The following is a 22,417-nucleotide window of genomic DNA, read 5'->3' on the forward strand; positions in this document are numbered from 1 at the left end:
AGCCCCATGGATGGTTTATGGCGTGTCGCAGAAAAAACTTCACGCAGCAGCCGCGCAGTCGAAGAGCAGTTCGCAACAGATAGTTCAGCAGAGAACAGAGGACAGAGGACAACAAATGGCAGGGTTTAATAAAGTCGTACATAGCTACGAAGACGCCATGGCAGGCCTGCAGGACGGCATGACCGTTATTGCCGGTGGCTTTGGCTTATGCGGTATTCCAGAGGGCTTAATTGCTCAGATCAAAAAAATGAAAACCAAAGATCTCACCGTGGTCTCTAACAACTGCGGTGTAGACGGCTTTGGTCTGGGCATTTTGCTGGAAGACCGGCAAATTAAAAAAATGGTTGCCTCTTACGTTGGCGAAAACGCCCTGTTTGAAAAACAACTTCTCAGCGGCGAACTGGAAGTAGAGCTTACACCACAAGGCACCCTGGCCGAGAAAATGCGCGCCGGCGGTGCTGGTATACCGGCATTTTTCACAGCAACAGGTTATGGCACCCCGGTTGCCGAGGGTAAAGAAACCCGTGAAATTGACGGCCGTCACTACGTGTTAGAACCGGCCATTACCGGCGACTTTGCCATAGTACGTGCATGGAAAGCCGACCGTTACGGCAACCTGGTGTTTCGTCACACTTCAATGAACTTCAACCCGATGGCGGCCACCGCCGGTAAAATTACCGTGGCTGAAGTAGAAGAGATAGTCGAGCCGGGTGAGCTGGAACCATCACAAATTCACACCCCGGGTATTTACGTACAGCGCGTTATTAAAGGCAACTTTGAAAAACGCATTGAACGTCGTATGGTCCGTCAAGGTTAAGGAGGCAACAATGGCTTTATCTCGTGAACAGGTTGCCATGCGCGTGGCGCAAGAGCTGCAAGACGGTTACTACGTCAACTTAGGTATTGGTATTCCAACCCTGGTGGCCAACTATGTGCCGGCCGGCATTGAAGTGATGCTGCAATCAGAAAACGGCTTGCTCGGTATGGGCCCCTACCCGACTGAAGACGAAATTGACGCCGATATGATTAACGCCGGCAAAGAAACCGTCACGGCCATTAAAGGCGCGGCGATTTTCAGCTCAGCGGAAAGCTTTGCCATGATCCGCGGCGGCCATGTCGATTTAACCGTGCTGGGCGCCTTTGAAGTGGATCAAAACGGCAATATCGCCAGCTGGATGATCCCGGGTAAACTGGTAAAAGGCATGGGCGGCGCGATGGACTTAGTCGCCGGTGCACAAAACATTGTTGTAACCATGACTCACGCCGACAAATACGGCAACAGCAAGCTGCTAACCGACTGCACTCTGCCGCTGACTGGCGTTGGCTGCGTGAAGAAAATCGTCACCGACTTAGCCGTACTCGAAGTACGTAACGGCGCGTTCCACTTACTGGAACGCGCGCCGGGTATTTCGGTAGAAGAAATTAAGCAAAAAACCGCCGGCAAGCTGGTTATCGAAGGCGATATACCAGAGATGGTGTTTAACTAAGTTACCGCTTTAATCTCTTAAGAGCGCTAAGATTGTGATGGTCTTAGCGCTCTTTTTTTGACCAAAATAAGATCTGGTTATAGGCTTAAAGCTGATAAAACATCGATGCAAACACTATGACTAAACAAGTAAAAAACAAAACTAGCGAAGCAGAGTTGCGCAACTACAAGGCTGTGCAATTCGCTGCGAGCAACTTATTTGACGGCGACATGGCTGCCACTCATAAATGGCTGAACGAACCTGTATACGGCCTTGGCGATAAAGCTCCTGTGAATATGCTTAGTAGCGAAACTGAAACGCAACAAGTGTTAGACTTAATAGGCCGCTTGGAGCATGGCGTATTCAGTTAGATCGTAAATTTATCCAACCTTTAGCGACATGCCCCTTTTTGCGGTTAACGCTTTAACCGCGCCAGCAGGCTGGAAGTATCCCAGCGGTTACCGCCCATTTGCTGCACTTCGCTATAGAACTGATCCACTAACGCCGTTAGCGGCAAGTGGCTGCCGTTTTCGCGCGCTTCGCTAAGTGCTATGCCCAAATCTTTACGCATCCAGTCCACCGCAAAGCCGAAATCGTATTTGCCTTGCAGCATGGTTAGCGAGCGGTTTTGCATCTGCCAGGATGAGGCGGCACCTTGTGAAATTACCTCTACTACGGCAGCCGCATCTAAACCGGCATTTTGGGCAAAATTCAGTGCCTCAGCCAGGCCCTGCACTACGCCTGCGATACAAATCTGATTCACCATTTTCGCTAATTGGCCACTGCCTGCCGGGCCCAATAATTTAGCACAGCGTGAGTAGCTCATTATTGCTGCTTCGGCTTTAGCAAAGTCGCTGGCCTCGCCACCGGTCATCACCGTGAGTACACCGTTTTCAGCCCCCGCCTGGCCACCTGATACCGGCGCATCTAAAAAGCCGATGCCCTGCTGCTTAGCCGCCTGTGCCAGCTCACGTGCTAAATTAGCTGAGGCGGTAGTGTGGTCTATCAATACCGAGCCTGAGGCCATGCCGGCCAAAACGCCATGCTCACCATACACCACCGAACGTACATCGTTGTCGTTACCCACGCAAAGAAACACCAGTGTAGCGCCTTGTGCCGCAGCAGCGGGCGTTTGGGCAAAGTTGCCGCCATACTGCGCGGCCCACTTTTCTGCTTTCGCTGCAGTGCGGTTATACACCGTTACCTGATAGCCTTTTTGCTGCAGATAGCCAGCCATCGGGTAGCCCATAACGCCCAAGCCGATAAATGCGACCTTGTTCTCACTATTAATTGACATATTAATGACTTAAATCTGTGACATACTGTGGCGCAAAGCTTACAAAGTTCCGTACACAATGAAAAGCATTTTAACTAAGGGATCCGCATGGCCAATGTGCATCAATACAAAGTAAAAGACGCAGCCGGTAACGAAGTCGATTTAAGCCGCTATCGTGGCAAGGTGCTGCTTATTGTAAACACCGCCAGCCAGTGTGGCTTTACACCACAATATAAAGAGCTGGAACAGTTGTACCAGCAGTATCACGATAAAGGCCTGGTGATCCTGGCTTTTCCGTGTAACCAGTTTGGCGGCCAGGAACCGGGCTCCGACAGCGATATTCAGCAGTTTTGTGAAATTAACTACGGCCTGAGCTTTCCGGTTATGTCCAAACTGATGGTCAACGGCCCAGACGCATCTCCGTTGTTTGAGCACTTAAAAGACAGTGCCCGCGGCCTGCTGAAAACCCGCGCCATTAAGTGGAACTTCACCAAATTTTTGGTCAACAAAGACGGTGAAGTAGTAAAGCGCTATGCGCCACGCACCAAGCCTGCCAGCATTGCGCAATCAATAGCTGACTTGCTGTAAATTTGATCCAGCGCTAAATACCGCCAGGTGTTATGCGCTAAGCTGTACGGCAACAAATGGGAGAAAAGCCATGAAAGTTGCCGTATTCAGCGCGAAAAAATATGACCGGGAAGGGTTTAGCCAGTGGGCAGACAGCAGCCTGCAGTTTACTTATATTGACAGCCGCTTAAGCAGCGACAGCGCAAAACTGGCAGCCGGCAGCCATGCCGTCTGTGTGTTTGTTAACGACGATTTAAATGCAGCAGTACTGCAGCAATTGTCTGAAATGGGCATTGAAATGGTGGCGCTACGCTGTGCCGGCTTTAATAATGTTGATCTGGACGCCGCCAAAGCGCTGGGTATTCGTGTAGCACGGGTACCGGCTTATTCGCCTGAAGCCGTCGCCGAGCACACCATAGGGCTGATGTTGTGCCTTAACCGCAAACTTCACAAAGCCTATAACCGCGTACGCGATGACAACTTTGCGCTGGACGGCCTGCTGGGTTTTAACCTGTTTGGTAAAACCGTCGGCTTAATCGGCACCGGCCGTATTGGCCTGGCCACAGCCCGGATACTGCATGGCTTTGGTTGCCGCTTGCTGTGTCATGACATTGTGCAAAACCCGCTGATACAGGAGCTGGGTGGCCGTTATGTGCCGCTGGCAGAGCTGTACGCCCAAAGTAATATTATCAGCCTGCACTGCCCGCTGACGCCCGACACCAAGCACCTTATTAACCACTACAGCATCGGTAGCATGCAAGATGGCGTAATGCTGATTAACACCAGCCGCGGTGCGCTAATCGACAGCAAAGCGGTTATTGCCGGCTTAAAACAGCGCAAAATTGGTTACCTGGGGCTGGATGTGTACGAGCAGGAAGCCGATCTGTTCTTTGAAAACCTGTCTGAACAGGTCATTGACGATGAAGTGTTTAAGCGCTTACTTACCTTCCCTAACGTATTGATCACCGGCCACCAGGCGTTTTTCACCCGCGAAGCGTTACAGGAGATTTGCCAGATAACCAGCGATAACTTATTAGCCTTTGCCAGCAACACCGCAACCGGCAACGAGTTGGCCAATTAAAAAAGCAGCCTTACGGCTGCATTTTTGCATAAAACATAGCGCTTAACGGCTTAGTCTTCCTGCATTTCATTAATCAGGGTTTCTGCCAGCTCTTCCGGCATTACCACTACGCCAGGGCCGTCGGCATCCGGCAGCACTGCAATAGCTAATTCATCACCGTTTAAGCCCGATGTCCACTTATCCAACCAGGTATCAACATCTACCGCCTGGGCGGTACAATGTTCCCATTCGCCTTCAATCCACTGCTCTGCCAGCTCAGCATGTGGCCATACCGGAATACAACGCTCATCTTCGGCGCTTACCAGTACAAAGCCTTCTTCGTCGGTTAAAATCCAGATTTTTTCCAGATCCGCCACTGCCTGAATAAAATAGGTATAACGCTGCTCTGCATCTAAAGCGGTAATGCGTTTAATCTCGTCAGCGGTTAATTGGTATTCCATGATAGGTTCCTGTTAAGCAAATCAGTAATGCTGCTAATGATGACGGATCCGGCAGCCTTTTACCAATAATAATTACGCCAGCAGCGCATTAGCAAAGCCAATTAACACTGCATAACGGCCGGCTTTACCTAACAACACCAACAGCAAAAACAGGCTAAAGCGTACCTTTAACATGCCGGCTATTAAGGTTAGCGGATCGCCCACCACCGGTAACCAGGCAAACAATAAACTCCAACTGCCAAAACGCTGAAACTGCAGCTGTGCCCTGCCCATAGCCGCAGCGGAAAAGGGAAACCAGCGCTTATGCTGAAACAGCAGCAGTTTACGCCCCAGGTACCAGTTAATACAAGAGCCCAGCGTATTACCGGCAGTAGCGGCAACAAACAGCCACAATGGGCTGTAGCCCTGTTGCAGCAATGCCAGCAGCAACACTTCACTGGACGCCGGAAACAACGTAGCGGCCAACAGGCCGCTACAAAACAACGAAAAATATACCAGCATTAATCAGCCAACCAACACCTGCCATAACAACCGCAGCCATATAACCCACAGCACAGCGCAGCTGAGTAAAAACACATTAAAGCGCAAACGCACTGTGTTACTACCGATATGTACCGCCGTATGCAGCACCCGCAACAGCACATAAGCCGCGCCCAGCGCTACATAAGCAACGTCTGCCAGCCCCAGTTGCAGGGTAAACAGCACACTGAATAAATACAACATGGGCATTTGAAACTGATTATCAAAGTTACGGCTGGTAGCAATTACCTGCTCGTTGGCACCGGTCAGGTTCATGGTTTTAAATGCCGCTACGCTTATTTCTTTATTTTTTGCTGCGCAAATACGGCGCCGGCCCATCAACACCATTACCACGCTGGTGAGCAATACCTGCACAAATACCGGCAGCAATATCAGTTTTTCCATCTTATTCTCCACATTTAGTCCGCACAGAGCTTAATGCAGCAAAGCGAAAGATGCCAGCGTCTTAAATCTGTCATCTCAGGCGTTTATATTTTATCTGTGGTTGCGGTTATACTGCGTTGTGTTTTTTTTTAACGTGATGACGTCATGGCGCAATTATATTTTTATTACTCGGCAATGAACGCCGGTAAATCGACCTCTTTACTGCAAAGTGCTTACAACTATCAGGAAAGAGGTATGACAGTGGCTATTTACACCGCTGCATTGGATAACCGTTTTGGTTTGGGCAAGGTTAGCTCGCGAATTGGTTTGGCAATGGATGCACATATTTTTGATAGCAGCTTTAACTTTATCAACCATGTGCAGCAGCTGAAAACGCAGGGGCGGCTGGATTGCGTATTAATAGACGAAGCGCAGTTTTTATCCAAAGCCCAGGTGCGCCAGCTAACCGATGTGGTAGATGAATTAAATATACCGGTGTTGGCCTTTGGCCTGCGCACCGATTTTTTAGGCGAAACCTTTGCCGGCAGCGAAGCACTGTTAGCCTGGGCTGATAAATTAGTTGAGCTGAAAACCATTTGCCACTGTGGCCGCAAAGCTAACTTTGTTGTGCGGCTGGATGAACACGGCAACGCCGCCACTACCGGCTCGCAAGTGCAAATAGGTGGCAATGAAAGCTATGTCTCTATGTGCCGCGAGCATTTTAAAGCCCTGGTTTGGCAGGATAAACAAACGGAGTAACAGATGAAAATTCTCTATGGTGTGCAAGCTACCGGTAACGGACATATCAGTCGCGCCCGCGCCATGGGGAAGTATCTGACCAAAGCCGGGGTACAGGTAGACTACCTGTTCTCCGGCCGCCCCGCAGACCAACTGTTCGACATGCAGCAGTTTGGCAATTATCAGCTAAAACGTGGCCTAACCTTTGTTACGCAAAACGGCAAGGTTAACTACTGGCAAAGCTTTTGGCAGGCGCAAATCCGCACCCTGCAACAGGATATCAAAGCGCTGGATTTAAGCAGCTACGACCTGGTACTCACCGACTTTGAACCAGTAACCGCCCAAGCAGCAAAGCAGCAAAATAAAGCCAGCTTTGCCATTGGCCATCAGTACGCCTTTTTGCATGACATCCCGATGGAGCACGCCAATCTGATGAGCAAACTGGTGTTTAAGCATTTTGCCCCGGCACAATATCAGCTCGGCCTGCACTGGCACCATTTTAACCAGCCCATTCTGCCGCCTATTATCGACGAAGCTGAGCACAATGCAGCTGTTGAAGCCAATAAAGTGCTGGTGTATTTACCCTTTGAAGATCAGCAACAGGTTATTGCCATGCTGACACCGCTTAGCCAATACCGTTTTTATCTGTATGGCCCGGGATTAAGCAAAGCCAAACTGGGGCATATCCATACTCATCCGCCGGCGCTGCAGGCGTTTAAAGCCGATTTAGCCAGTTGCAGCCATGTACTGAGTAACGCCGGCTTCGAGCTAATCAGCGAAGCCTTGCAACTGCAAAAGCAGATCATGGTAAAACCGCTGCACGGCCAAATGGAGCAGGAATCTAACGCCCTGGCGTTACAGCAACTGCAGCTGGCCAGCCGAAGCAATAGCCTCAGCACTAAAATTGTTGCCAATTGGCTTAATACGCCGGCCAACCTTAATACCGTGCAATACCCTAATGTCGCCAGCGCCATCTGTGACTGGCTGCTGCAAGACACCCCGGATAGCATAGCGGCACTGAGCAAATCGCTCTGGACTTAAGCCGCTGACAACATGCGGTATAAAGCCAAAGACCCCGACCGCAGCCGTATTATGGCCTTTGATAAAAAAGGGCAGCTAAATAGCTACCCTTTTTATCAACTGCAATCTCTGTTAGTCGTAAAACGGCGAACGTTGCTCAGTCGAATCAATTAACCGGATTGGCCGGTTCAGCGATTGACCACCATCACGGGCAATTGGTACCCAAGGCAAGGTACCGCGGCCGGTTGACGGACGCAGTGAGAACATATCAAACGGAATAGACAAGTAAAAACCTTTAGTAAAACTGCCTTCACCGTAGTCGGCTGCCGATACATTAGTAATAGCAGCATAAGCACCCACAATAATGCCGCTGTCAAAGCGTTTGGCGAAATCTATATTTACGCCTTTATCTTTAGCAAGGAAACGGCCGATATTAAAAGTTAAGCGTGTATCAGGCAAAAACTCCGGCTGCCAGTAAACGTTAAGGTGCCCTGTAAGGGTTTTATAATCAAAAAAATCAACATCATTTTCAAACGAACGTTGCCGCACGTAATTAACATCAACACCCACTGCAAAATCAGAGTCTACCGGACGATAAAGCACTTCACCACCAACGCCGCCGTACATGGTTTCCAGGTAACCGCCATAAGCCTGCGCATACCAATCAGATACCAGCTCATCTTGCCAGCTGACGAACAAGTTCTCCATACTCACGGTACGACCGGTTACATATTCGCGGATAAAAGAGCGCACCCGTGGCAACGGCGTGTTTTGGTTATCTACCTTAAAGTTAAACTTATCAAAGTTTTCCAATAAAGTTACTTTGGCAGTCGCATTTACACTTACAGTGCGGGCCAACTGATAGCCACCGGAAACAAATACGCCGCCCTGATACATATAAAACGCTTCCGGGCTACCAAAACTTTGGATCCAAAATGTTTCCAGGCCGGTATAAAAGCCGCGGTAATTCGGGATATTAGCATGCATCATGGTTGTGGCTGCCGGTTGGTGGCGCACATAGGTAGATGTTATATCAGTAGTTAAACTGTCATAACGCGCAGCGCTGATAAAATCTCCAGCATCAACCACCGTTTCAACCATCGGTAAATGGCCGGAAAAGGTAACGATACGATAACGCTCAATAGTATCAGGCAACTCTGTCGCCAATACCCGGCCGATACGCTCTACCGCTTCTTCCAAATCACGGTAGCCAACTTGCGAGCCGTAAATAATAAATTCATTTTCCCCGGAGTGGCTGCCACGCAACACAAAGCCGGCTTCGGTATACAACGCTTCACGCAACCGATCATGTTGATACTGTTGAGCTGACGTATCGTCCGGAATAACACGCGGTGCAGGCTGCACTTTAATTTGGCTGGCAGTATGCAAATTCATCTTATAGTGCGCGCCAAAACCCAGGGTATTACCGCGCTGATAATTTAAATCAAAGTTAAAGTTACCCCAACGGTACACTGCACCGATATTCCATGCACTGTCTTGCAGCAAATCACCGGCTCTGTCATTTTGGTAATCGTTACCTTCGTACTCCAGCTTTAGGCGCAGTGGCTGCCACGGGGTTTGGTATTCCACACCACCGAATAATGAGGCAGGGCCTTTAAAGAACTGGTCGTAATCAATTTTGCCGCCCTGGCCACCAAAGCCGCCCGGCCGGCTACAAAAGCTGTCTTTAATGTCACAAAACGGGTTACTGGTATTGGCTGCATTGCCCAGATAACCCCAGCCCATACCGAGGTGAAAATCAAAGTTGCCCCACTGTTTACTTAAGGCAATAAACTCGCTTTCAAAAAAACCGGTGCCGCCAAAATCCCGGAAACCAACCGACACCTGCGGTAAATAAGTACTTTCTTGCAATAAGCGAAACTTAACATCTATACCTTTATCTTTAAGTGTCTGATCGCCGCTAAAGCCGGGATCATCGCTGTATAGCCGTGTGCGCACATCGGTATAACGTACGGTAGATTCCATCCAGTCAAATAACTGAATACTAACCGACCACAAGCGATATTCTTCATTGTCGGTATAGTTAATCGATAAATCACCGGCCGGCGCCATTCGCGCAGTGGGGGTTTGTATTAAACCGACACCACCATGTGCCATTTGCGACACACCCGAAGCCGGCAGCTGCCAGCTGTGCTCAGCCTCTGCAGGCGCAGCTACAACGGTATTAACACCTGACAACGCCAAACATGCAGCAGAATAAGAAAAAACGACAGTACGGCTAACACTCATGGCAAAATCCTGTGCATCGCAAGCTGTTCCAATTGTTGATTCAGTAACACCAGATCTGCGCTGAACAACTGAGTTTTGAAGGGAATATATAGCTGTGCGCCTGGCATAGCTTCAATATGTTGCTGGTTCCAATACGCGACACCTACTGCCAACCTACTGCCATCCGGCTGCAATAATATTACTTCGTCGTCAGAGGCCAGCGGGCTGCGCTCAATATCAGGTAAATAATGTGATACGGGCGCACTGCTTTGATGCGTAACCGCTACTTCTCGTTGCACAGCACCAAATACCTGCACAACCTGTGGCCTTAGCGGTAACTTAAGTAAATAACTACCATTGTCAAAACGCGGGTTCATCTGCTCCCGCAGCCGTGCAAAATCATAGTCAATCTGCGTTGCAACGCGCTCAGCCAAACGCCAGGCTTTAACCTGGCGCTCAATTGATGCCAATACCGTTTGCAGTTCAGTGTTGCCAGAGTAGCGTGTCTTTATATCAACCAGCGTTTGCAGCAGCTGTTCACGCTGTATTTGTGCTGTATTGCTACTTAACTTATACAGTGTTGCAGCCGGCCAATACCACTTAGCCTGCAACGCCACCGGCGCCAAAACCTCAGCTAAACGCGGGTTGCCGGCAAAATTATACTCTGCACCGTTAATCTGCACATTAACCTGTGCCATACCTGCAAACGACAACAGCGCCGCACTGCAATACAAGGTTTTAATTACCGGTTTATTCATTAGTCTTTACCTGCGAAGCGCTATCACGGACAGAGCGGGCAATACGGCTGATATAAGTCATACTAACCGGCTCACGAAAAGGTGCTAATGTTTGCTCACTCTTAAGCAAGGCGCCGCTGGCGGCATCAAACCAAAAATAGTTTTTCCACTCGTTGTCAAAGCGCACATAGTTCGGCTCTGCCTGGTAAGTAACATATTCAATCACCAGGGTAGTGGCCAGTGTGCGGTTAAAAAATTCCAGTTGTTGGCCCGGCACCAGTTCAAAACGGGATTTAAGCGGGTAACCATACTCGCCATGTTGCCAATCTGCCAGCCTGAGCCAACTGCTTTGCGCATGTATAGTACTATATCGGGCTATTGGGTCTGCGGCAGTATTTGTAAGGTAAAGTAAATCCCGGCCAAAACCTAAGGTGCGTACGATACGGCCTTGCTCCATTGCTAACATCGCATTATCTGCCGACACCCATTTTTGCTGGCCGGCTTCAATAAACATTAGCGCCATCGCCGCCCGGGCGCGCTCACCATGGGTAACATAAAGTAAATCAGATTTAGCGCTCAGCACTTCGTCCAAAGACAACTCCACGTCCGGAGTATCCGCCAAAGCAAGCTTAATGTTGTCAATATAGGAATGATAAGTACCGGCACAGGAAGATAAAAAAAAGCAAGCCATAGCAAAGATAAAGGGTTTTAACATAGATTTTTCCACACAGGTTCTCCCAGAAAACTGGTTATCCCCAGCAATAAAAAAGCCGCCTTAAGGCGGCTTATAAGCAAACTCCAGAAAATTACTTAACTGAAGGAGCGTACGCTTGAGTAGCAGTAAAAGTGTTAGTACCGGTGCCGGTTACGATAACACGAACACATTGGCCACCACCTACATCTTCAGCAGGCGTATCACAGGTAGCAGCTGGGTTAGAAGTTGAAGAACCACGGTTGTTAGAAATAACAGCTGCAGCAACTGCAACACCAACAACACCGGCAGCTACAGTAGTAGTAGCAACACCGCCGATAGTACCTTCTTTAGCGTTTGCGCCGCCGGCAACATCTTGAGCGTTAACGCCAGTTGCAAATGCTAAAACCGCTGCAGCAATAATTAATTTTTTCATACTTTTTCCCTCATTAAGAAACCTGAATTCAGACTTGTACGCAGCATAAACTAAAAAAAAGCCTAGCTCAACCTGAAAAGCGACAAAAACATAACTTTTTTACAGTTAATAAATAAATAAAATGCCGGAACCGCTATAGCTCACAGTAAGTCCTTGTTAAGCAATATATTTCTTTACAGGTGCGGGTTCAGCATGCACTACCAACAACGGCGAATCAACTGTACTGTCGCAACCGGCCTTTACCACCAAATCGCTACTCGCGCAGCTGTAATTAAAGCCGGTAGGCGATTGGCGGAATAACTCAATAATTTGCTCTACAGCAAAATTTTCGCAGTAAACATCTAACTGCTGCAATAATGCCTGCATTTTATCCCAGCTTAAGCATATTTCATCGGCAGCCATAATACGCGGGTGTGCTGTTTCACGAACATTCTCGCCTATCAATAATTCTTCATACAGTTTCTCGCCAGGCCTTAGGCCGGAATAATGCACTTCTATATCGCCGTTAGGGTGTATATCGTCTTTAACTTCAAGCCCCATCAGGTGGATCATGCGTTTGGCCAAATCAGCAATTTTAACCGGCTCGCCCATATCCAGCACAAATACATCACCGCCCTGGCCCATAGCCCCGGCCTGAATCACTAACTGCGCGGCTTCCGGTATAGTCATAAAATAACGGATAATATCTTTGTGGGTTACGGTTATCGGGCCGCCGCGGCGAATTTGCTCCCGAAACAACGGTACCACAGAGCCACTGGAGCCCAATACATTACCAAAGCGCACCATACAAAACCGTGTGCTATTTTGTTTTTGCGCCAATGCTTGCAGCACTAACTCAGCCAAACGCTTTGACGCGCCCATTACATTGGTTGGCCGCACCGCTTTATCGGTCGAAATTAATACAAAGGTTTCAACTCCGGTATTAATGGCTGCCTCGGCCGCGTACCAGGTGCCGAACACATTATTGCGCACGCCCTCTACCACATTGTATTCCACCAACGGTACATGTTTATAAGCGGCGGCATGGTAAACCGTTTGCACTTTAAAGGCCTGCATCACCGTTTCCAGCCGGTTTTTACGCTGCACCGTGCCCATTACCGGAATCAATTTAATGCCGAGCTCACGCTGGCTAATGGTATTGGCTAACTCTTGTTCTATGTTGTACAAACCAAATTCAGACAGTTCAAACAACACCAGTACCGCAGGTTCATAATTAATAATTTGCCGGCATAATTCTGAGCCGATAGAACCACCGGCACCGGTAACCATCACTACCTTATGCTGAATATTGGCCTGCATCAGTTTTACTTTGGGCGCTACCGGATCACGCCCCAGCAAGTCTTCAATTTTTACATCCTGCAGCTCATCAATCCGCATCGAGCCGTCTACCAGGTCGCTCATACCGGGAATAGACTGCACAGGAATAGGCAGCTCTTCCAGGGCATCCAATACTTCACGCCGTCTGGCACGGCTGGCCGAAGGCAACGCCAGTAAAATACGGCTGATATTATAGTTTTTTAACAAGGCAGTAATCTGCGCCGGCGCCCCCACCGGGATACCCAAAATGGTCGAACGCTGCAAGGTGGTATCGTCATCAACAAAAATCACCGGGTGATATTGCTCGCCGTTCATCAGCGCATGCGCCAGTTGGCGGCCGGAAGAGCCGGCACCGTATATTAACACCCGTTCTTTATGGCCGTTATTGCGCTGCACTAAAAACATCCGTGCCAGTAAGCGTACACCGCCCGAGCTGATTAACGCCAAAATAGCGTACACAAAAATTAAATTGCCTTTGTCATGCACATTAAACACGCCAAACAGCAGCGCCAACACAAAGGCACTACTTACAATACCTGCCAACACCGCCCCCAAAGCATGCTGGCCGATATAGCGGATAACGGCACGGTACAAGCCCAGCTTGGTAAAAATAAATAAGGTAACCGGCAAGGTGATAGAAAATGCCAGCGCTATTTGCGGCACATTGGAATGCACGTTGTATTGCGTGAGAAAATAAGCGGCAAACAACGACATAATTAAGAAAAACATATCTGCACATACAGATACAAGTCGTTTTACGGAACGCGGTAAGCCCAATAACCAAGCCAGCATCTAATACCTCATAACACCTGTTTTCTAATAAACACAGTGCTGATATTTAAAATTTAAAAAGTATAGCATTTATTAATATAAAGCATGCAAGGCTACTGCTTCACCAGCAACTGTTTAAGCCAGGCGTTAAATTGCGGCCCCAAATGTTTATCACGCAAGCCATGCTCTACAAAAGCCTGCATATAGCCCAATTTATTACCGCAATCATGGCTGCGGCCGGCAATATGGTAGGCATTAACCGCCTCTTGTTGCATTAACATAGCTATAGCATCGGTTAGCTGTATCTCATCGCCGGCACCAACAGGTGTGCGCTTTAAGCACTGCCAGATATTACGGCTGAACACATAACGGCCTACCACGGCTAAATCTGACGGCGCCTCATCCAAAGCCGGTTTTTCTATAATAGCAGCCATTTTTACCGACATATCGGCAGACACTTGATGGCCGGCAACATCGGCAATACCGTAGTTACTCACCAGATTATGCGGCACCGGCTCTACCATTACCTGGCTGGTACCGCTTTGTTCAAACAGTTGCACCATTTTTGCCAGGTTTTCGCGGCGTAAATCACTGTCGTAACTGTCTACCAACACATCCGGCAGTACCACAGCAAACGGCGCCTCCCCTACCAAAGGCAAGGCACAAAGTACCGCATGGCCCAGGCCTTTAGCTTCGCCCTGGCGCACATGCATAATAGTCACGTCTTTGGGGCATATTGCCTGTACTTCATCCAGCAGTTGGCGCTTAACCCGCTTTTCCAGCATCGACTCCAGCTCAAAGCTTTTATCAAAATGGTTTTCAATCGAGTTTTTCGACGAATGGGTTACCAGCACAATTTGCTTAATACCGGCGGCTATACACTCGTTAACCACATACTGAATAAGCGGTTTATCCACTACCGGCAGCATTTCTTTCGGTATCGCCTTAGTAGCCGGTAGCATACGGGTACCAAGCCCGGCAACCGGGATAACCGCTTTTAGTACTTTCATTTAAACTCCAATTTTTCAAAAGCAATGACGAGTGACACGCAGCTGCGCTGCCGGTGACTCGCGACTTCGTCGCTAGTGACGAGTTGCCAACGACAACAGTGACAAGCGACCGCCAGCATAGCTGGCTTGTTACTGCTTGCAAAGCAAGCTCGTTACTGTTCGCAACGCGAACTCGTCACTGCCGTTACCTTAATCGCTACCAAATAAATCACGGGTGTACACTTTTGCTTCTACATCGGCTAAAGCGTCACTGCGGCGGTTTGCTACTATTACATCAGATATGCGTTTAAATTCAGCTAAATCTTTAATCACCCGCGAGCGGAAAAACTCATCCTGTTGTAGTTCCGGCTCATACACCACCACTTCAACACCTTTGGCCTTAATGCGTTTCATAATACCCTGGATGGCCGAAGCACGAAAATTATCTGAGCCGGATTTCATTACCAAACGAAAAACCCCGACCACATGAGGGTTACGGGACAATATAGACTCCGCCACAAAGTCTTTGCGGGTGCGGTTTGCATCCACTATCGCTTGCATTATGTTGTTTGGTACATTCTGATAGTTGGCCAGCAACTGCTTGGTATCTTTGGGCAAACAGTAACCACCGTAACCAAAGCTGGGGTTGTTATAATGGCTGCCAATGCGCGGATCCAGGCCTACACCTTCAATAATTTGCCTTGCATTTAAGCCATGGCTTTCAGCGTAGCTGTCCAGTTCGTTAAAATACGCTACCCGCATTGCCAGGTAAGTATTAGAAAACAGCTTAATGGCTTCGGCTTCAGTGCTGTCGGTAAACAATACCGCTATGTCTTGCTTAATGGCGCCCTTTTGCAATAAGGCAGCAAAACGCTGTGCCCGCTCACTTTGTTCGCCGACAATAATTCTTGACGGGTACAGATTATCGTACAAGGCGCGGCCTTCACGCAAAAACTCCGGCGAGAATATCAGATTATCAGTACCAAATTTCTGCCGCGCAGCAACCGTAAAACCGACCGGCACAGTAGATTTAATGACCATTACCGCCTTAGGGTTAATAGCAAGCACATCACGGATCACCGCTTCAACACTATTGGTATTAAAGTAATTTGTTTGCGGATCGTAATCGGTGGGTGTGGCAATAATAACAAAGTCAGCATTGCTGAATGCCTGCTTATCCAGCGTAGCGGTAAAATTCAGCGCTTTATTAGCCAGAAAATCCGAAATTTCTTTGTCTTCAATCGGCGATTTTTTCGCATTCAGCAGTGCTACTTTTTCCGGCACGATATCCAGCGCGACCACTTCATTGTGTTGCGCAAGTAACATGGCATTGGACAGCCCGACATAACCGGTACCGGCAATAGCAATTTTTAAACCAGACATAACATCCCTTTTTTGAGTTTTAAGTTGTGCAATATAAGTTGTGAGTGTTAAGAGGTGAGGTGTAAATTGTTAGTTAAACACTCACCACTAAACACTAAACACTCAATCCTGGCTGGCAATAATAGCACTGATCCCCAACTCGGAAAAAGCCCGTTGTAACGCTGTTTTGGCGCCTTTATCACCGTGCACTATGCGTACCTGCAGCGGTTTTCGCCGCATCCGGCTGATAAAACTTACTAAACCGGTTTTATCAGCATGGGCTGAATAGCCACTTAACGTAATAATTTCAGCGCCAATACTAATGCGCTCACCGTCTATATCGACATAGCCGCCCTGCGGGCCAAAACGTTGTATTGCAGCACCCAAAGTACCGCGCGCCTGATAACCGACAAACACCACCTGATGCGCAGCATCCGGCAATAAGGCTTTTAAATAATTTACGACCCGGCCGCCCTCACACATACCGCTGGCAGCAATCACAATAGCCGGCTGTTTGCTGCGCGCCAAAAATTGCACCAAATCCAAATGTTGAGTGTGGCTGTCTACGGTATGCAGCTGGGCAAAACTCAGTGGATGGCGGCCTTGCTTTAAACGCTGTTTGGCTTCACTGTCCCAACACTGTTTCAGCTCATCGTAAGCACGGGTAAATTTTGCCGCCAATGGCGAGTCGACAATAATCTGCAACTCATCCCAGCGTAACTGCCGGTGAATTTTTTGCCCGCGCAAGCGGTGAATAATTGCCTCCAGCTCATACAACAGCTCTTGAGTGCGGCCAATACTAAAAGCCGGAAACAACACAGTACCGTTGTCTTGCAGAGCGTGCAGCAGCACCTGTTCTAAGCGTTTTATCCGGGCACGGCGGTTATCGTGTTCGCGATCACCATAGGTGCTTTCTATTACTACCACATCTGCCGCATAAGGTGGCTTGGGCGCGGGCAGCAAGGGTGCATAGGGGGCGCCCAAATCGCCGGAAAACACCGTTTTAAACCAACTGCCGGCCGGCGTTTTATGCCGCAGCTCTACATAGGCCGAACCCAAAATATGCCCGGCACTCTGAAACCGTAGCTCTGGCCCGGCATTGGCCCGGTTTGAAGCCGTGCCGCTAAATACCGGCAATGGCTGCCATTGTTTAAAATCACAAGCCACCAACTGGCGGCGCACCCTGGCTAAAAAGGCATTAATTAATGCCTCATCACGGGTAACACCTACCTTTAACGCATCCTCCAGCACCAGCGGTAATAACGTCGCCGATGCCGCAGTACAAAATATCGGCCCGGTAAAGCCGGCAGCCAGCAAATACGGTATGCGCCCTACATGGTCAATATGCACATGAGTAACAATCAGCGCTTTAATATGCTCAATAGCAAAGTTAATTTGCGGCGCCACAGCAGAACCTGAGTTTGATACCTCAGCGCCCTGAAACAAGCCGCAATCAATAAGTACGCCGTAGTCATCGGCTAAACGATACTCATGGCAAGAACCGGTAACACCATCTACAGCGCCATGGTGGATAAATTGAGGGGTGGGGTATAAAGTCGACATCCGGTGTCCTTATTTAGTGACTCGCGACTTTGTCGCTAGTGACGAGTTGCCAGAGGCAACAGTGACAAGTGACAAGTGACCGCCAGCATAGCTGGCTTGTTGCTGTTCGCACCGCGAACTCGTTACCTGTCACTGCCTGCAAAGCACGCTAGTCACGCTTTCAGTTTTCGAACTAATCCCTTCAACAGCATGAAGACTTCTTTAGTTTTATTTAGCTGCTCACTCACATCAGCCACATAATTTAAGCGCTGCGCGATCAACAGCTGGGTTTCCAACTCACTTAAAGAACCGCGTGAAATTGTTAAGAAACGCAAAAAGTCAGCATTACTTTCACGACCAGCTCCTTCAGCTATGTTGCTGGGTACAGACACCGCTGCACGCTGCATTTGCGAGCCCAGACCATACTTTTCGCTATCAGGAAACTGCTTAGTAACCGCATAAACCTGAACCACCAAATCCATGGCCAATTGCCACACTCTTAAATCATAGTGCATGTATAAATCCTTTTTAAAAACGGTGACGAGCTGCTTGCGCAGCAGTGACCGCTCGCATAGCGAGCTAGTGACCGTCGGCTAAGCCGACTAGTTACCGCTGACGTAGTCAGCTAGTCACCGTTCGCATAGCGAACTAGTCACTGCTTTTTAACTCTGTCACCTGAGCCCTTACCGGCCACTGTCATAAAAATATACTTAAAGTAGTTTGCTACCGTAAGCTGTGCCAGCATTTTTGCGTCGGTCTCGGCCAGCAGCTGCGGGGTCGACATATCAATGTCATTTACCTGTGCCAGGCCGGTAATACCGGGCCGGGCATTTAATACACCGCGCTGTTCGCGCTCGTTAATTAATTCTTGCTGGTTAAACAGGCAAGGCCGCGGGCCTACCAGGCTCATTTCGCCTTTTAATACATTCCACAACTGCGGCAGTTCATCCAGCTTGCTCTTACGCAAAAAGCCACCAAAAGGCGTTATCGCACTGCTGCTGGCCAAATGGCTGGCAACATGAGCCGTATCCGGTTTCATAGTGCGAAATTTTACCAACGTAAACGGCTTTTTATGCCGCCCTACCCGCTGCTGGCGAAATATCGGCGAGCCGGTATCAAACAAACCAACAATAGTTAAGATAACCAGCACCGGAAAACCAAACACCAAGCCACAAAAAGCAAAAATAATATCCAACAAACGAATCAGCATAGAACCTCAAAATAAAAAATAGTGACGATGCGGCATAGCCGCAGGTGACGAGCTGCTTCGCAGCAGTGACCGGCCTAAAGGGCTTGGTGACCGCTCACATAGCGAGCTTGTTACCGGGCGCAAATGCGCGCCCCTACACTAAACACTCACAACTCAACACTAACTACTGTACTTAGCAGCAAAGCGAATTACATGCTCCAGACTCTGCAATAACTGGTCAGCCATATCAAAAGCTTTATTAAGTAATGCTGACTGAATTTCAGGATCATCAGGGTAATCATGGGCAAATTGGTTACGCATTTCACGCAGCTTCAGCCACTGCTCAACAGAGTCCAGCGCACCAATCTTTTCAAGCCGGTTCAATTTATCAATAAAGGTATTAAGTTCACCTTCTTCATGCGTTAACTCTATTATTGCAGGCAGTAGCTTTGCGCCCATAGCATCCTGCAATTTAGAAAACCTGACAATAAACTGGTCAAACACCGCAAGTTCAATATCCGTAAGCTTCGACAAACGCGCCGCAGTAAATGGCTTTTTGTCAGCCAAATGCTGCATAGACCAGCGCAAACGCTCTGCATGTGTCAGGCAGATATCAACTATGCCCTTAAATACCGCCTTATTCATAAACGAATACCAGTCTCTTTGGCAATTTTATAGATTGGTAAAACGGTGCCAGCCTTACGATTTATCACCAGATCAATTTTCTGCTCACCAAGTGCCATATGCAATTCAACCAAAGCATTAAGTCTGGCCTCAACAATATCGTCAGCGGCACGTAACTCAGGCTCAATGTAAAGATCAATATCCCCACCACGGGCGTTGTCGTCAGCTCTGGAACCGAAAAGCCGCAGCTCGGAACCTTTACCAAAGTGTTTTAACAGCACTTGCTTAATAATTTCTTGTTGCTGATCAGTCAGACGCATAACTTAACCTCCTTAGCCCACCGCACCAAGTTTAACCAGCTAACAAGCTTTTAGCCACAGCCCTAACCATTCACAACTAAACACTAAACACTCAGCACTACAATGCGCGCTGATAAAACACCTTACCAAAATCCGCTATATGTCTTTTCAGATCTTCTGATAGCAGCTGATGATACACAGAAACATCCATCAAATACGGCGTATTCAACTCATCCAACTCACGCATAACAAGACGCAAAGTATTTTCGTCGCAGGATAGCCCTAGCAACGTCAGATCAATATCTGAACCAGGCCGGTAGTTTCCCTTAGCTCTGGAGCCATACAGTATCACCTGCTCAATTTCCGGGTGACGGGCAAAAACACCTAGCAGCTTAGCTACAGTTAACTCCGGCAGCCCGTGGCTCATAGTAATGGCTGCATACGAATAGCCAGCTCAGATAACGCCGGAGCATAAGCTTGCTGTACTTTGGCAAACTCCTGTTCTAAAACACGTTCATCATAGGTATGCACTGTACGATTTCTACTCTCAATCATGTCCATCCAAACCTGTCCATCACTAACCAATCCAAGCGAAAAGGCTAAACGACTGGCAGAGCGGGAACCGGTAATGCCCTGGTGCCCCTCATACTCAAGATAATCTTTCAGTACTTTCCAAGCCAGTTCATGAGTAAACTCAAAACGTTGTAAAATACCTTCTTTTATCAGCGCTTCAGCGCGTTCATCGTGCTGTGATAATGCAGAAACCAGCTGCCCAAGGGCTTTCTGATAGTTTTGAAACCGCTGATGCCAACGAACTTCTTCACCCATAATATGCTCCCCGGAATGTTAAAACGAACAAACGAACCTTAAATATCCTGATGGCACAACATTAAGCACTCAACACTAACCACTGAAAACTCAACCCTCAGCACTAACCACTAACAACTCAACACTTAGCACTCGTCCTAACCACTCTCCACCTTTGAAAACCGGTCACCGTTGCTAAAAGCAACTAGTCACCAGCCGCATTCTGCGGCGAGTCACTTGTCACCGCTGTTAAAGCAGCGAGCAATCCCCTCTTCCACCGTTATCGGCGGCGTCCAACCCAGCGTTTGTTTTGTATGACTGATATCTACCTGTAAATTTCCACACAACCGGTCAATTACCGCAGATTTGCCGGTCAGCTTACCGGCCAGTTTAAGCCAACTTACCGGCACCGGAAGCAACCTTGGCTTTTTACCGACGGCGCGAGTCATCATTTGCAGTAATTCAGCGGTAGATACATCCTCGTCGTCGCTAACCAAAAAGGTTTGGTTTGCGGCTTTGGGGTGATCAATACAGGTAACAATTAAATCGACCAGGTTATCCAGTGCCACCAGGCTGCGCTTATTATGGATAGCGCCTAACGGTAGCGGCAGGTTTTTCTGTGCAAGTTTAGCAAGCTTACCAAAGTTACCCGGTGCATTGGCGCCATAAACCAGCGGCGGCCTTATTATGACTACTTCCATACCGGTATCAGCCGCAATTTGCCTGAGGCCAATTTCAGCTTCAAGCTTCGATAGCGCATAATCTTCTACCGGCACTGGCGTGTCAGTTACCTTAAAAGGCTCAGTACTGTTGATACCATTTACGCCAATAGAGCTTAAAAAGATAAAACGCCGTACTCCCGCATCAGCCGCCGCCCTTGCTATATTTAGCGAAGCCTTCGTATTTAGCTCTCTGAATTCAGTTAAAGATGCATCGACAACATGAGCTTTAGCAGCAATATGGATCACAATATCAGGCTGATATAAATGAAACAGACTTGCGTCAATATCTGACAGGTCAGCAACCTCTGTCTGTTGTAGTCTCGGCAAAGTGCTATCAGAGAGCGCTTTACGCACAGGCGCCGTTATAGTGACGTCAGTTTGTATAAGCGCATCCAACACTGCGCGACCAACAAAACCGGACACACCTGTCAGCAAAATATTAGTCACGTCCGTGCTCCGATAAACCTGGCTTTTTGAAAAAGCTCAATAATTTAAACGGTAATTTTATAACCAACAATGGAAGCACAGTGAAAATGCCATTTTCGTTGCACGCCCGTGATATCTCCATGTTCTGATGAATACGCCACTTTATTCCGGCAGAGCTTATTCCTCCTTCGCGCATCGATACCACAACAGTATCAACACGGCGGGTTTTGATATTGGCTTTAAAAAAACGCGCCATTAGCTCAAAATCAGCGGCGACTCGATAATCCAGCTTGTAGTAGCCTAACCTTTCAAACAATGCTTTTCTTACATAGAACGTAGGGTGCGGGATCATAAAACCAAAACGGATTTTCCAGCGTGCAAAACCTGCAGAACTATACAAACGGGAAAATTTGGCTTTGTCGTGTTGTTTTACATAAATCAAATCTGCGTATACTGCGTCTACATCGTTGACAAAACCAGCAGCTAACTTGCTAACACTCTGGCTGGACGTGAAGAAATCATCTGAGTTTAAAATACCTACCACATCGCCGGTTGCCAACTGAATACCTTTATTCATGGCATCATAAATCCCTTTATCCGGCTCGCTCACCACTTTAGCTATGCGACCGTGATACTCATTTACAATGTCCAGTGTATTATCACGTGACGCGCCGTCGACAATAATGTATTCAATATCAGCATAATCCTGCGCCAAAACCGACTCGATGGTATCGCGAATAGTCGCAGCACTGTTAAAACACACTGTAATAATTGAAATTTTCATC

The 22,417-nt window shown here is 48.2% G+C and carries 27 protein-coding genes; 7 read left to right on the forward strand and 20 right to left on the reverse strand.

Annotation, left to right across the window (positions count from 1 at the left end):
- Positions 1-115: 115 nt before the first annotated feature.
- From HRH59_RS06390 to HRH59_RS06400, 3 genes are all read left to right on the forward strand, one after another.
- Positions 116-817, forward strand: a complete 702-nt coding sequence (locus HRH59_RS06390) for a CoA transferase subunit A (protein ID WP_173500440.1) — start codon at positions 116-118, stop codon at positions 815-817.
- A 10-nt stretch (positions 818-827) separates the two neighbouring features.
- Positions 828-1,487 carry a CoA transferase subunit B gene (locus HRH59_RS06395; protein ID WP_173500441.1) on the forward strand — a complete coding sequence of 220 codons (660 nt, stop codon included), beginning with the start codon at positions 828-830 and terminating at the stop codon, positions 1,485-1,487.
- Positions 1,488-1,603: 116 nt separating this feature from the next.
- A complete protein-coding gene (locus HRH59_RS06400; RefSeq protein WP_173500442.1) occupies positions 1,604-1,837 on the forward strand; it encodes an antitoxin Xre/MbcA/ParS toxin-binding domain-containing protein in 234 nt (77 codons plus the stop codon).
- Positions 1,838-1,881: 44 nt separating this feature from the next.
- Here HRH59_RS06400 and HRH59_RS06405 read toward each other — a convergent pair whose 3' ends face one another.
- The gene (locus HRH59_RS06405) at positions 1,882-2,763 is read right to left on the reverse strand and encodes an NAD(P)-dependent oxidoreductase (RefSeq protein WP_173500443.1); all 882 of its coding nucleotides are present in this window, start codon (positions 2,761-2,763) and stop codon (positions 1,882-1,884) included.
- Between the two features lie 87 nt (positions 2,764-2,850).
- On the opposite strand from HRH59_RS06405, the gene HRH59_RS06410 reads away from it, so the two are divergent.
- Together HRH59_RS06410 and HRH59_RS06415 are read left to right on the forward strand one after the other, a co-directional pair.
- Entirely contained in the window at positions 2,851-3,330 is a 480-nt protein-coding gene (locus tag HRH59_RS06410; RefSeq protein ID WP_173500444.1) for a glutathione peroxidase, read from the forward strand.
- A gap of 70 nt (positions 3,331-3,400) precedes the next feature.
- On the forward strand, positions 3,401-4,390 hold the full coding sequence (locus HRH59_RS06415; protein WP_173500445.1) for a 2-hydroxyacid dehydrogenase: 990 nt from the start codon (positions 3,401-3,403) through the stop codon (positions 4,388-4,390).
- 50 nt (positions 4,391-4,440) lie between these two features.
- Here HRH59_RS06415 and HRH59_RS06420 read toward each other — a convergent pair whose 3' ends face one another.
- The 3 genes from HRH59_RS06420 to HRH59_RS06430 all read right to left on the reverse strand — a co-directional run bounded on the left by HRH59_RS06420 (position 4,441) and on the right by HRH59_RS06430 (position 5,754).
- Positions 4,441-4,830 carry a DUF2750 domain-containing protein gene (locus HRH59_RS06420; protein WP_173500446.1) on the reverse strand — a complete coding sequence of 130 codons (390 nt, stop codon included), beginning with the start codon at positions 4,828-4,830 and terminating at the stop codon, positions 4,441-4,443.
- A gap of 72 nt (positions 4,831-4,902) precedes the next feature.
- Entirely contained in the window at positions 4,903-5,331 is a 429-nt protein-coding gene (locus HRH59_RS06425) for a YqaA family protein (protein ID WP_218573477.1), read from the reverse strand.
- A gap of 3 nt (positions 5,332-5,334) precedes the next feature.
- Positions 5,335-5,754: an MAPEG family protein gene (locus tag HRH59_RS06430; protein WP_173500447.1), complete on the reverse strand. Its 420-nt coding sequence runs from the start codon at positions 5,752-5,754 to the stop codon at positions 5,335-5,337.
- Positions 5,755-5,898: 144 nt separating this feature from the next.
- Here HRH59_RS06430 and HRH59_RS06435 point away from each other — a divergent pair, with 144 nt between their 5' ends.
- Both HRH59_RS06435 and HRH59_RS06440 read left to right on the forward strand, forming a co-directional pair.
- Entirely contained in the window at positions 5,899-6,492 is a 594-nt protein-coding gene (locus HRH59_RS06435) for a thymidine kinase (RefSeq protein WP_173500448.1), read from the forward strand.
- A gap of 3 nt (positions 6,493-6,495) precedes the next feature.
- Positions 6,496-7,512, forward strand: coding sequence for an MJ1255/VC2487 family glycosyltransferase (locus tag HRH59_RS06440; protein WP_173500449.1), 1,017 nt, complete (start codon positions 6,496-6,498; stop codon positions 7,510-7,512).
- 111 nt (positions 7,513-7,623) lie between these two features.
- Here the strand turns inward: HRH59_RS06440 and HRH59_RS06445 are convergent, their stop codons facing one another.
- The 16 genes from HRH59_RS06445 to HRH59_RS06520 all read right to left on the reverse strand — a co-directional run bounded on the left by HRH59_RS06445 (position 7,624) and on the right by HRH59_RS06520 (position 22,416).
- Positions 7,624-9,741 (reverse strand): YjbH domain-containing protein, encoded by a 2,118-nt coding sequence (locus HRH59_RS06445; protein WP_173500450.1) that lies wholly within the window; start codon positions 9,739-9,741, stop codon positions 7,624-7,626.
- Complete coding sequence (locus tag HRH59_RS06450; RefSeq protein ID WP_173500451.1) at positions 9,738-10,478, reverse strand: capsule biosynthesis GfcC family protein; 741 nt, start codon at positions 10,476-10,478, stop codon at positions 9,738-9,740. The genes HRH59_RS06445 and HRH59_RS06450 overlap by 4 nt, the downstream gene beginning before the upstream one ends.
- The gene (locus HRH59_RS06455; protein WP_173500452.1) at positions 10,471-11,172 is read right to left on the reverse strand and encodes a YjbF family lipoprotein; all 702 of its coding nucleotides are present in this window, start codon (positions 11,170-11,172) and stop codon (positions 10,471-10,473) included. Before HRH59_RS06455 ends, HRH59_RS06450 begins: the two co-directional genes overlap by 8 nt.
- 91 nt (positions 11,173-11,263) lie before the next feature.
- Positions 11,264-11,584: a hypothetical protein gene (locus HRH59_RS06460; RefSeq protein WP_173500453.1), complete on the reverse strand. Its 321-nt coding sequence runs from the start codon at positions 11,582-11,584 to the stop codon at positions 11,264-11,266.
- Between the two features lie 156 nt (positions 11,585-11,740).
- Entirely contained in the window at positions 11,741-13,630 is a 1,890-nt protein-coding gene (locus HRH59_RS06465) for a polysaccharide biosynthesis protein (protein WP_231702417.1), read from the reverse strand.
- Between the two features lie 155 nt (positions 13,631-13,785).
- The gene (gene galU, locus HRH59_RS06470) at positions 13,786-14,682 is read right to left on the reverse strand and encodes a UTP--glucose-1-phosphate uridylyltransferase GalU (RefSeq protein WP_173500455.1); all 897 of its coding nucleotides are present in this window, start codon (positions 14,680-14,682) and stop codon (positions 13,786-13,788) included.
- Between the two features lie 189 nt (positions 14,683-14,871).
- Positions 14,872-16,044: a nucleotide sugar dehydrogenase gene (locus HRH59_RS06475; protein WP_173500456.1), complete on the reverse strand. Its 1,173-nt coding sequence runs from the start codon at positions 16,042-16,044 to the stop codon at positions 14,872-14,874.
- Between the two features lie 102 nt (positions 16,045-16,146).
- Positions 16,147-17,586, reverse strand: coding sequence for an MBL fold metallo-hydrolase (locus HRH59_RS06480; RefSeq protein WP_173500457.1), 1,440 nt, complete (start codon positions 17,584-17,586; stop codon positions 16,147-16,149).
- A 152-nt stretch (positions 17,587-17,738) separates the two neighbouring features.
- Complete coding sequence (locus HRH59_RS06485) at positions 17,739-18,080, reverse strand: four helix bundle protein (RefSeq protein ID WP_173500458.1); 342 nt, start codon at positions 18,078-18,080, stop codon at positions 17,739-17,741.
- A 137-nt stretch (positions 18,081-18,217) separates the two neighbouring features.
- Complete coding sequence (locus tag HRH59_RS06490; protein ID WP_173500459.1) at positions 18,218-18,775, reverse strand: sugar transferase; 558 nt, start codon at positions 18,773-18,775, stop codon at positions 18,218-18,220.
- 159 nt (positions 18,776-18,934) lie between these two features.
- On the reverse strand, positions 18,935-19,399 hold the full coding sequence (locus HRH59_RS06495) for a hypothetical protein (RefSeq protein ID WP_173500460.1): 465 nt from the start codon (positions 19,397-19,399) through the stop codon (positions 18,935-18,937).
- On the reverse strand, positions 19,396-19,698 hold the full coding sequence (locus HRH59_RS06500) for a nucleotidyltransferase domain-containing protein (RefSeq protein WP_173500461.1): 303 nt from the start codon (positions 19,696-19,698) through the stop codon (positions 19,396-19,398). Before HRH59_RS06500 ends, HRH59_RS06495 begins: the two co-directional genes overlap by 4 nt.
- 97 nt (positions 19,699-19,795) lie before the next feature.
- Complete coding sequence (locus HRH59_RS06505) at positions 19,796-20,104, reverse strand: nucleotidyltransferase domain-containing protein (RefSeq protein ID WP_173500462.1); 309 nt, start codon at positions 20,102-20,104, stop codon at positions 19,796-19,798.
- Positions 20,101-20,505 carry a nucleotidyltransferase substrate binding protein gene (locus tag HRH59_RS06510; protein WP_173500463.1) on the reverse strand — a complete coding sequence of 135 codons (405 nt, stop codon included), beginning with the start codon at positions 20,503-20,505 and terminating at the stop codon, positions 20,101-20,103. The genes HRH59_RS06505 and HRH59_RS06510 overlap by 4 nt, the downstream gene beginning before the upstream one ends.
- Positions 20,506-20,717: 212 nt before the next feature.
- Complete coding sequence (locus HRH59_RS06515; RefSeq protein ID WP_331460155.1) at positions 20,718-21,653, reverse strand: UDP-glucose 4-epimerase family protein; 936 nt, start codon at positions 21,651-21,653, stop codon at positions 20,718-20,720.
- The gene (locus HRH59_RS06520; protein ID WP_173500464.1) at positions 21,646-22,416 is read right to left on the reverse strand and encodes a glycosyltransferase family 2 protein; all 771 of its coding nucleotides are present in this window, start codon (positions 22,414-22,416) and stop codon (positions 21,646-21,648) included. Before HRH59_RS06520 ends, HRH59_RS06515 begins: the two co-directional genes overlap by 8 nt.
- Position 22,417: the final 1 nt, after the last annotated feature.

This window comes from Rheinheimera lutimaris, assembly GCF_013283795.1.
Classification (GTDB): Bacteria; Pseudomonadota; Gammaproteobacteria; order Enterobacterales; family Alteromonadaceae; genus Alishewanella; species Alishewanella lutimaris.

Coding starts and splice junctions, on each gene's coding strand:
- HRH59_RS06390 (WP_173500440.1), top strand. CDS start 116: ATGGCAGGGTTTAATAAAGTCGTACATAGCTACGAAGACGCCATGGCA.
- HRH59_RS06395 (WP_173500441.1), top strand. CDS start 828: ATGGCTTTATCTCGTGAACAGGTTGCCATGCGCGTGGCGCAAGAGCTG.
- HRH59_RS06400 (WP_173500442.1), top strand. CDS start 1,604: ATGACTAAACAAGTAAAAAACAAAACTAGCGAAGCAGAGTTGCGCAAC.
- HRH59_RS06405 (WP_173500443.1), bottom strand. CDS start 2,763: ATGTCAATTAATAGTGAGAACAAGGTCGCATTTATCGGCTTGGGCGTT.
- HRH59_RS06410 (WP_173500444.1), top strand. CDS start 2,851: ATGGCCAATGTGCATCAATACAAAGTAAAAGACGCAGCCGGTAACGAA.
- HRH59_RS06415 (WP_173500445.1), top strand. CDS start 3,401: ATGAAAGTTGCCGTATTCAGCGCGAAAAAATATGACCGGGAAGGGTTT.
- HRH59_RS06420 (WP_173500446.1), bottom strand. CDS start 4,830: ATGGAATACCAATTAACCGCTGACGAGATTAAACGCATTACCGCTTTA.
- HRH59_RS06425 (WP_218573477.1), bottom strand. CDS start 5,331: ATGCTGGTATATTTTTCGTTGTTTTGTAGCGGCCTGTTGGCCGCTACG.
- HRH59_RS06430 (WP_173500447.1), bottom strand. CDS start 5,754: ATGGAAAAACTGATATTGCTGCCGGTATTTGTGCAGGTATTGCTCACC.
- HRH59_RS06435 (WP_173500448.1), top strand. CDS start 5,899: ATGGCGCAATTATATTTTTATTACTCGGCAATGAACGCCGGTAAATCG.
- HRH59_RS06440 (WP_173500449.1), top strand. CDS start 6,496: ATGAAAATTCTCTATGGTGTGCAAGCTACCGGTAACGGACATATCAGT.
- HRH59_RS06445 (WP_173500450.1), bottom strand. CDS start 9,741: ATGAGTGTTAGCCGTACTGTCGTTTTTTCTTATTCTGCTGCATGTTTG.
- HRH59_RS06450 (WP_173500451.1), bottom strand. CDS start 10,478: ATGAATAAACCGGTAATTAAAACCTTGTATTGCAGTGCGGCGCTGTTG.
- HRH59_RS06455 (WP_173500452.1), bottom strand. CDS start 11,172: ATGTTAAAACCCTTTATCTTTGCTATGGCTTGCTTTTTTTTATCTTCC.
- HRH59_RS06460 (WP_173500453.1), bottom strand. CDS start 11,584: ATGAAAAAATTAATTATTGCTGCAGCGGTTTTAGCATTTGCAACTGGC.
- HRH59_RS06465 (WP_231702417.1), bottom strand. CDS start 13,630: ATGTTTTTCTTAATTATGTCGTTGTTTGCCGCTTATTTTCTCACGCAA.
- galU (WP_173500455.1), bottom strand. CDS start 14,682: ATGAAAGTACTAAAAGCGGTTATCCCGGTTGCCGGGCTTGGTACCCGT.
- HRH59_RS06475 (WP_173500456.1), bottom strand. CDS start 16,044: ATGTCTGGTTTAAAAATTGCTATTGCCGGTACCGGTTATGTCGGGCTG.
- HRH59_RS06480 (WP_173500457.1), bottom strand. CDS start 17,586: ATGTCGACTTTATACCCCACCCCTCAATTTATCCACCATGGCGCTGTA.
- HRH59_RS06485 (WP_173500458.1), bottom strand. CDS start 18,080: ATGCACTATGATTTAAGAGTGTGGCAATTGGCCATGGATTTGGTGGTT.
- HRH59_RS06490 (WP_173500459.1), bottom strand. CDS start 18,775: ATGCTGATTCGTTTGTTGGATATTATTTTTGCTTTTTGTGGCTTGGTG.
- HRH59_RS06495 (WP_173500460.1), bottom strand. CDS start 19,399: ATGAATAAGGCGGTATTTAAGGGCATAGTTGATATCTGCCTGACACAT.
- HRH59_RS06500 (WP_173500461.1), bottom strand. CDS start 19,698: ATGCGTCTGACTGATCAGCAACAAGAAATTATTAAGCAAGTGCTGTTA.
- HRH59_RS06505 (WP_173500462.1), bottom strand. CDS start 20,104: ATGAGCCACGGGCTGCCGGAGTTAACTGTAGCTAAGCTGCTAGGTGTT.
- HRH59_RS06510 (WP_173500463.1), bottom strand. CDS start 20,505: ATGGGTGAAGAAGTTCGTTGGCATCAGCGGTTTCAAAACTATCAGAAA.
- HRH59_RS06520 (WP_173500464.1), bottom strand. CDS start 22,416: ATGAAAATTTCAATTATTACAGTGTGTTTTAACAGTGCTGCGACTATT.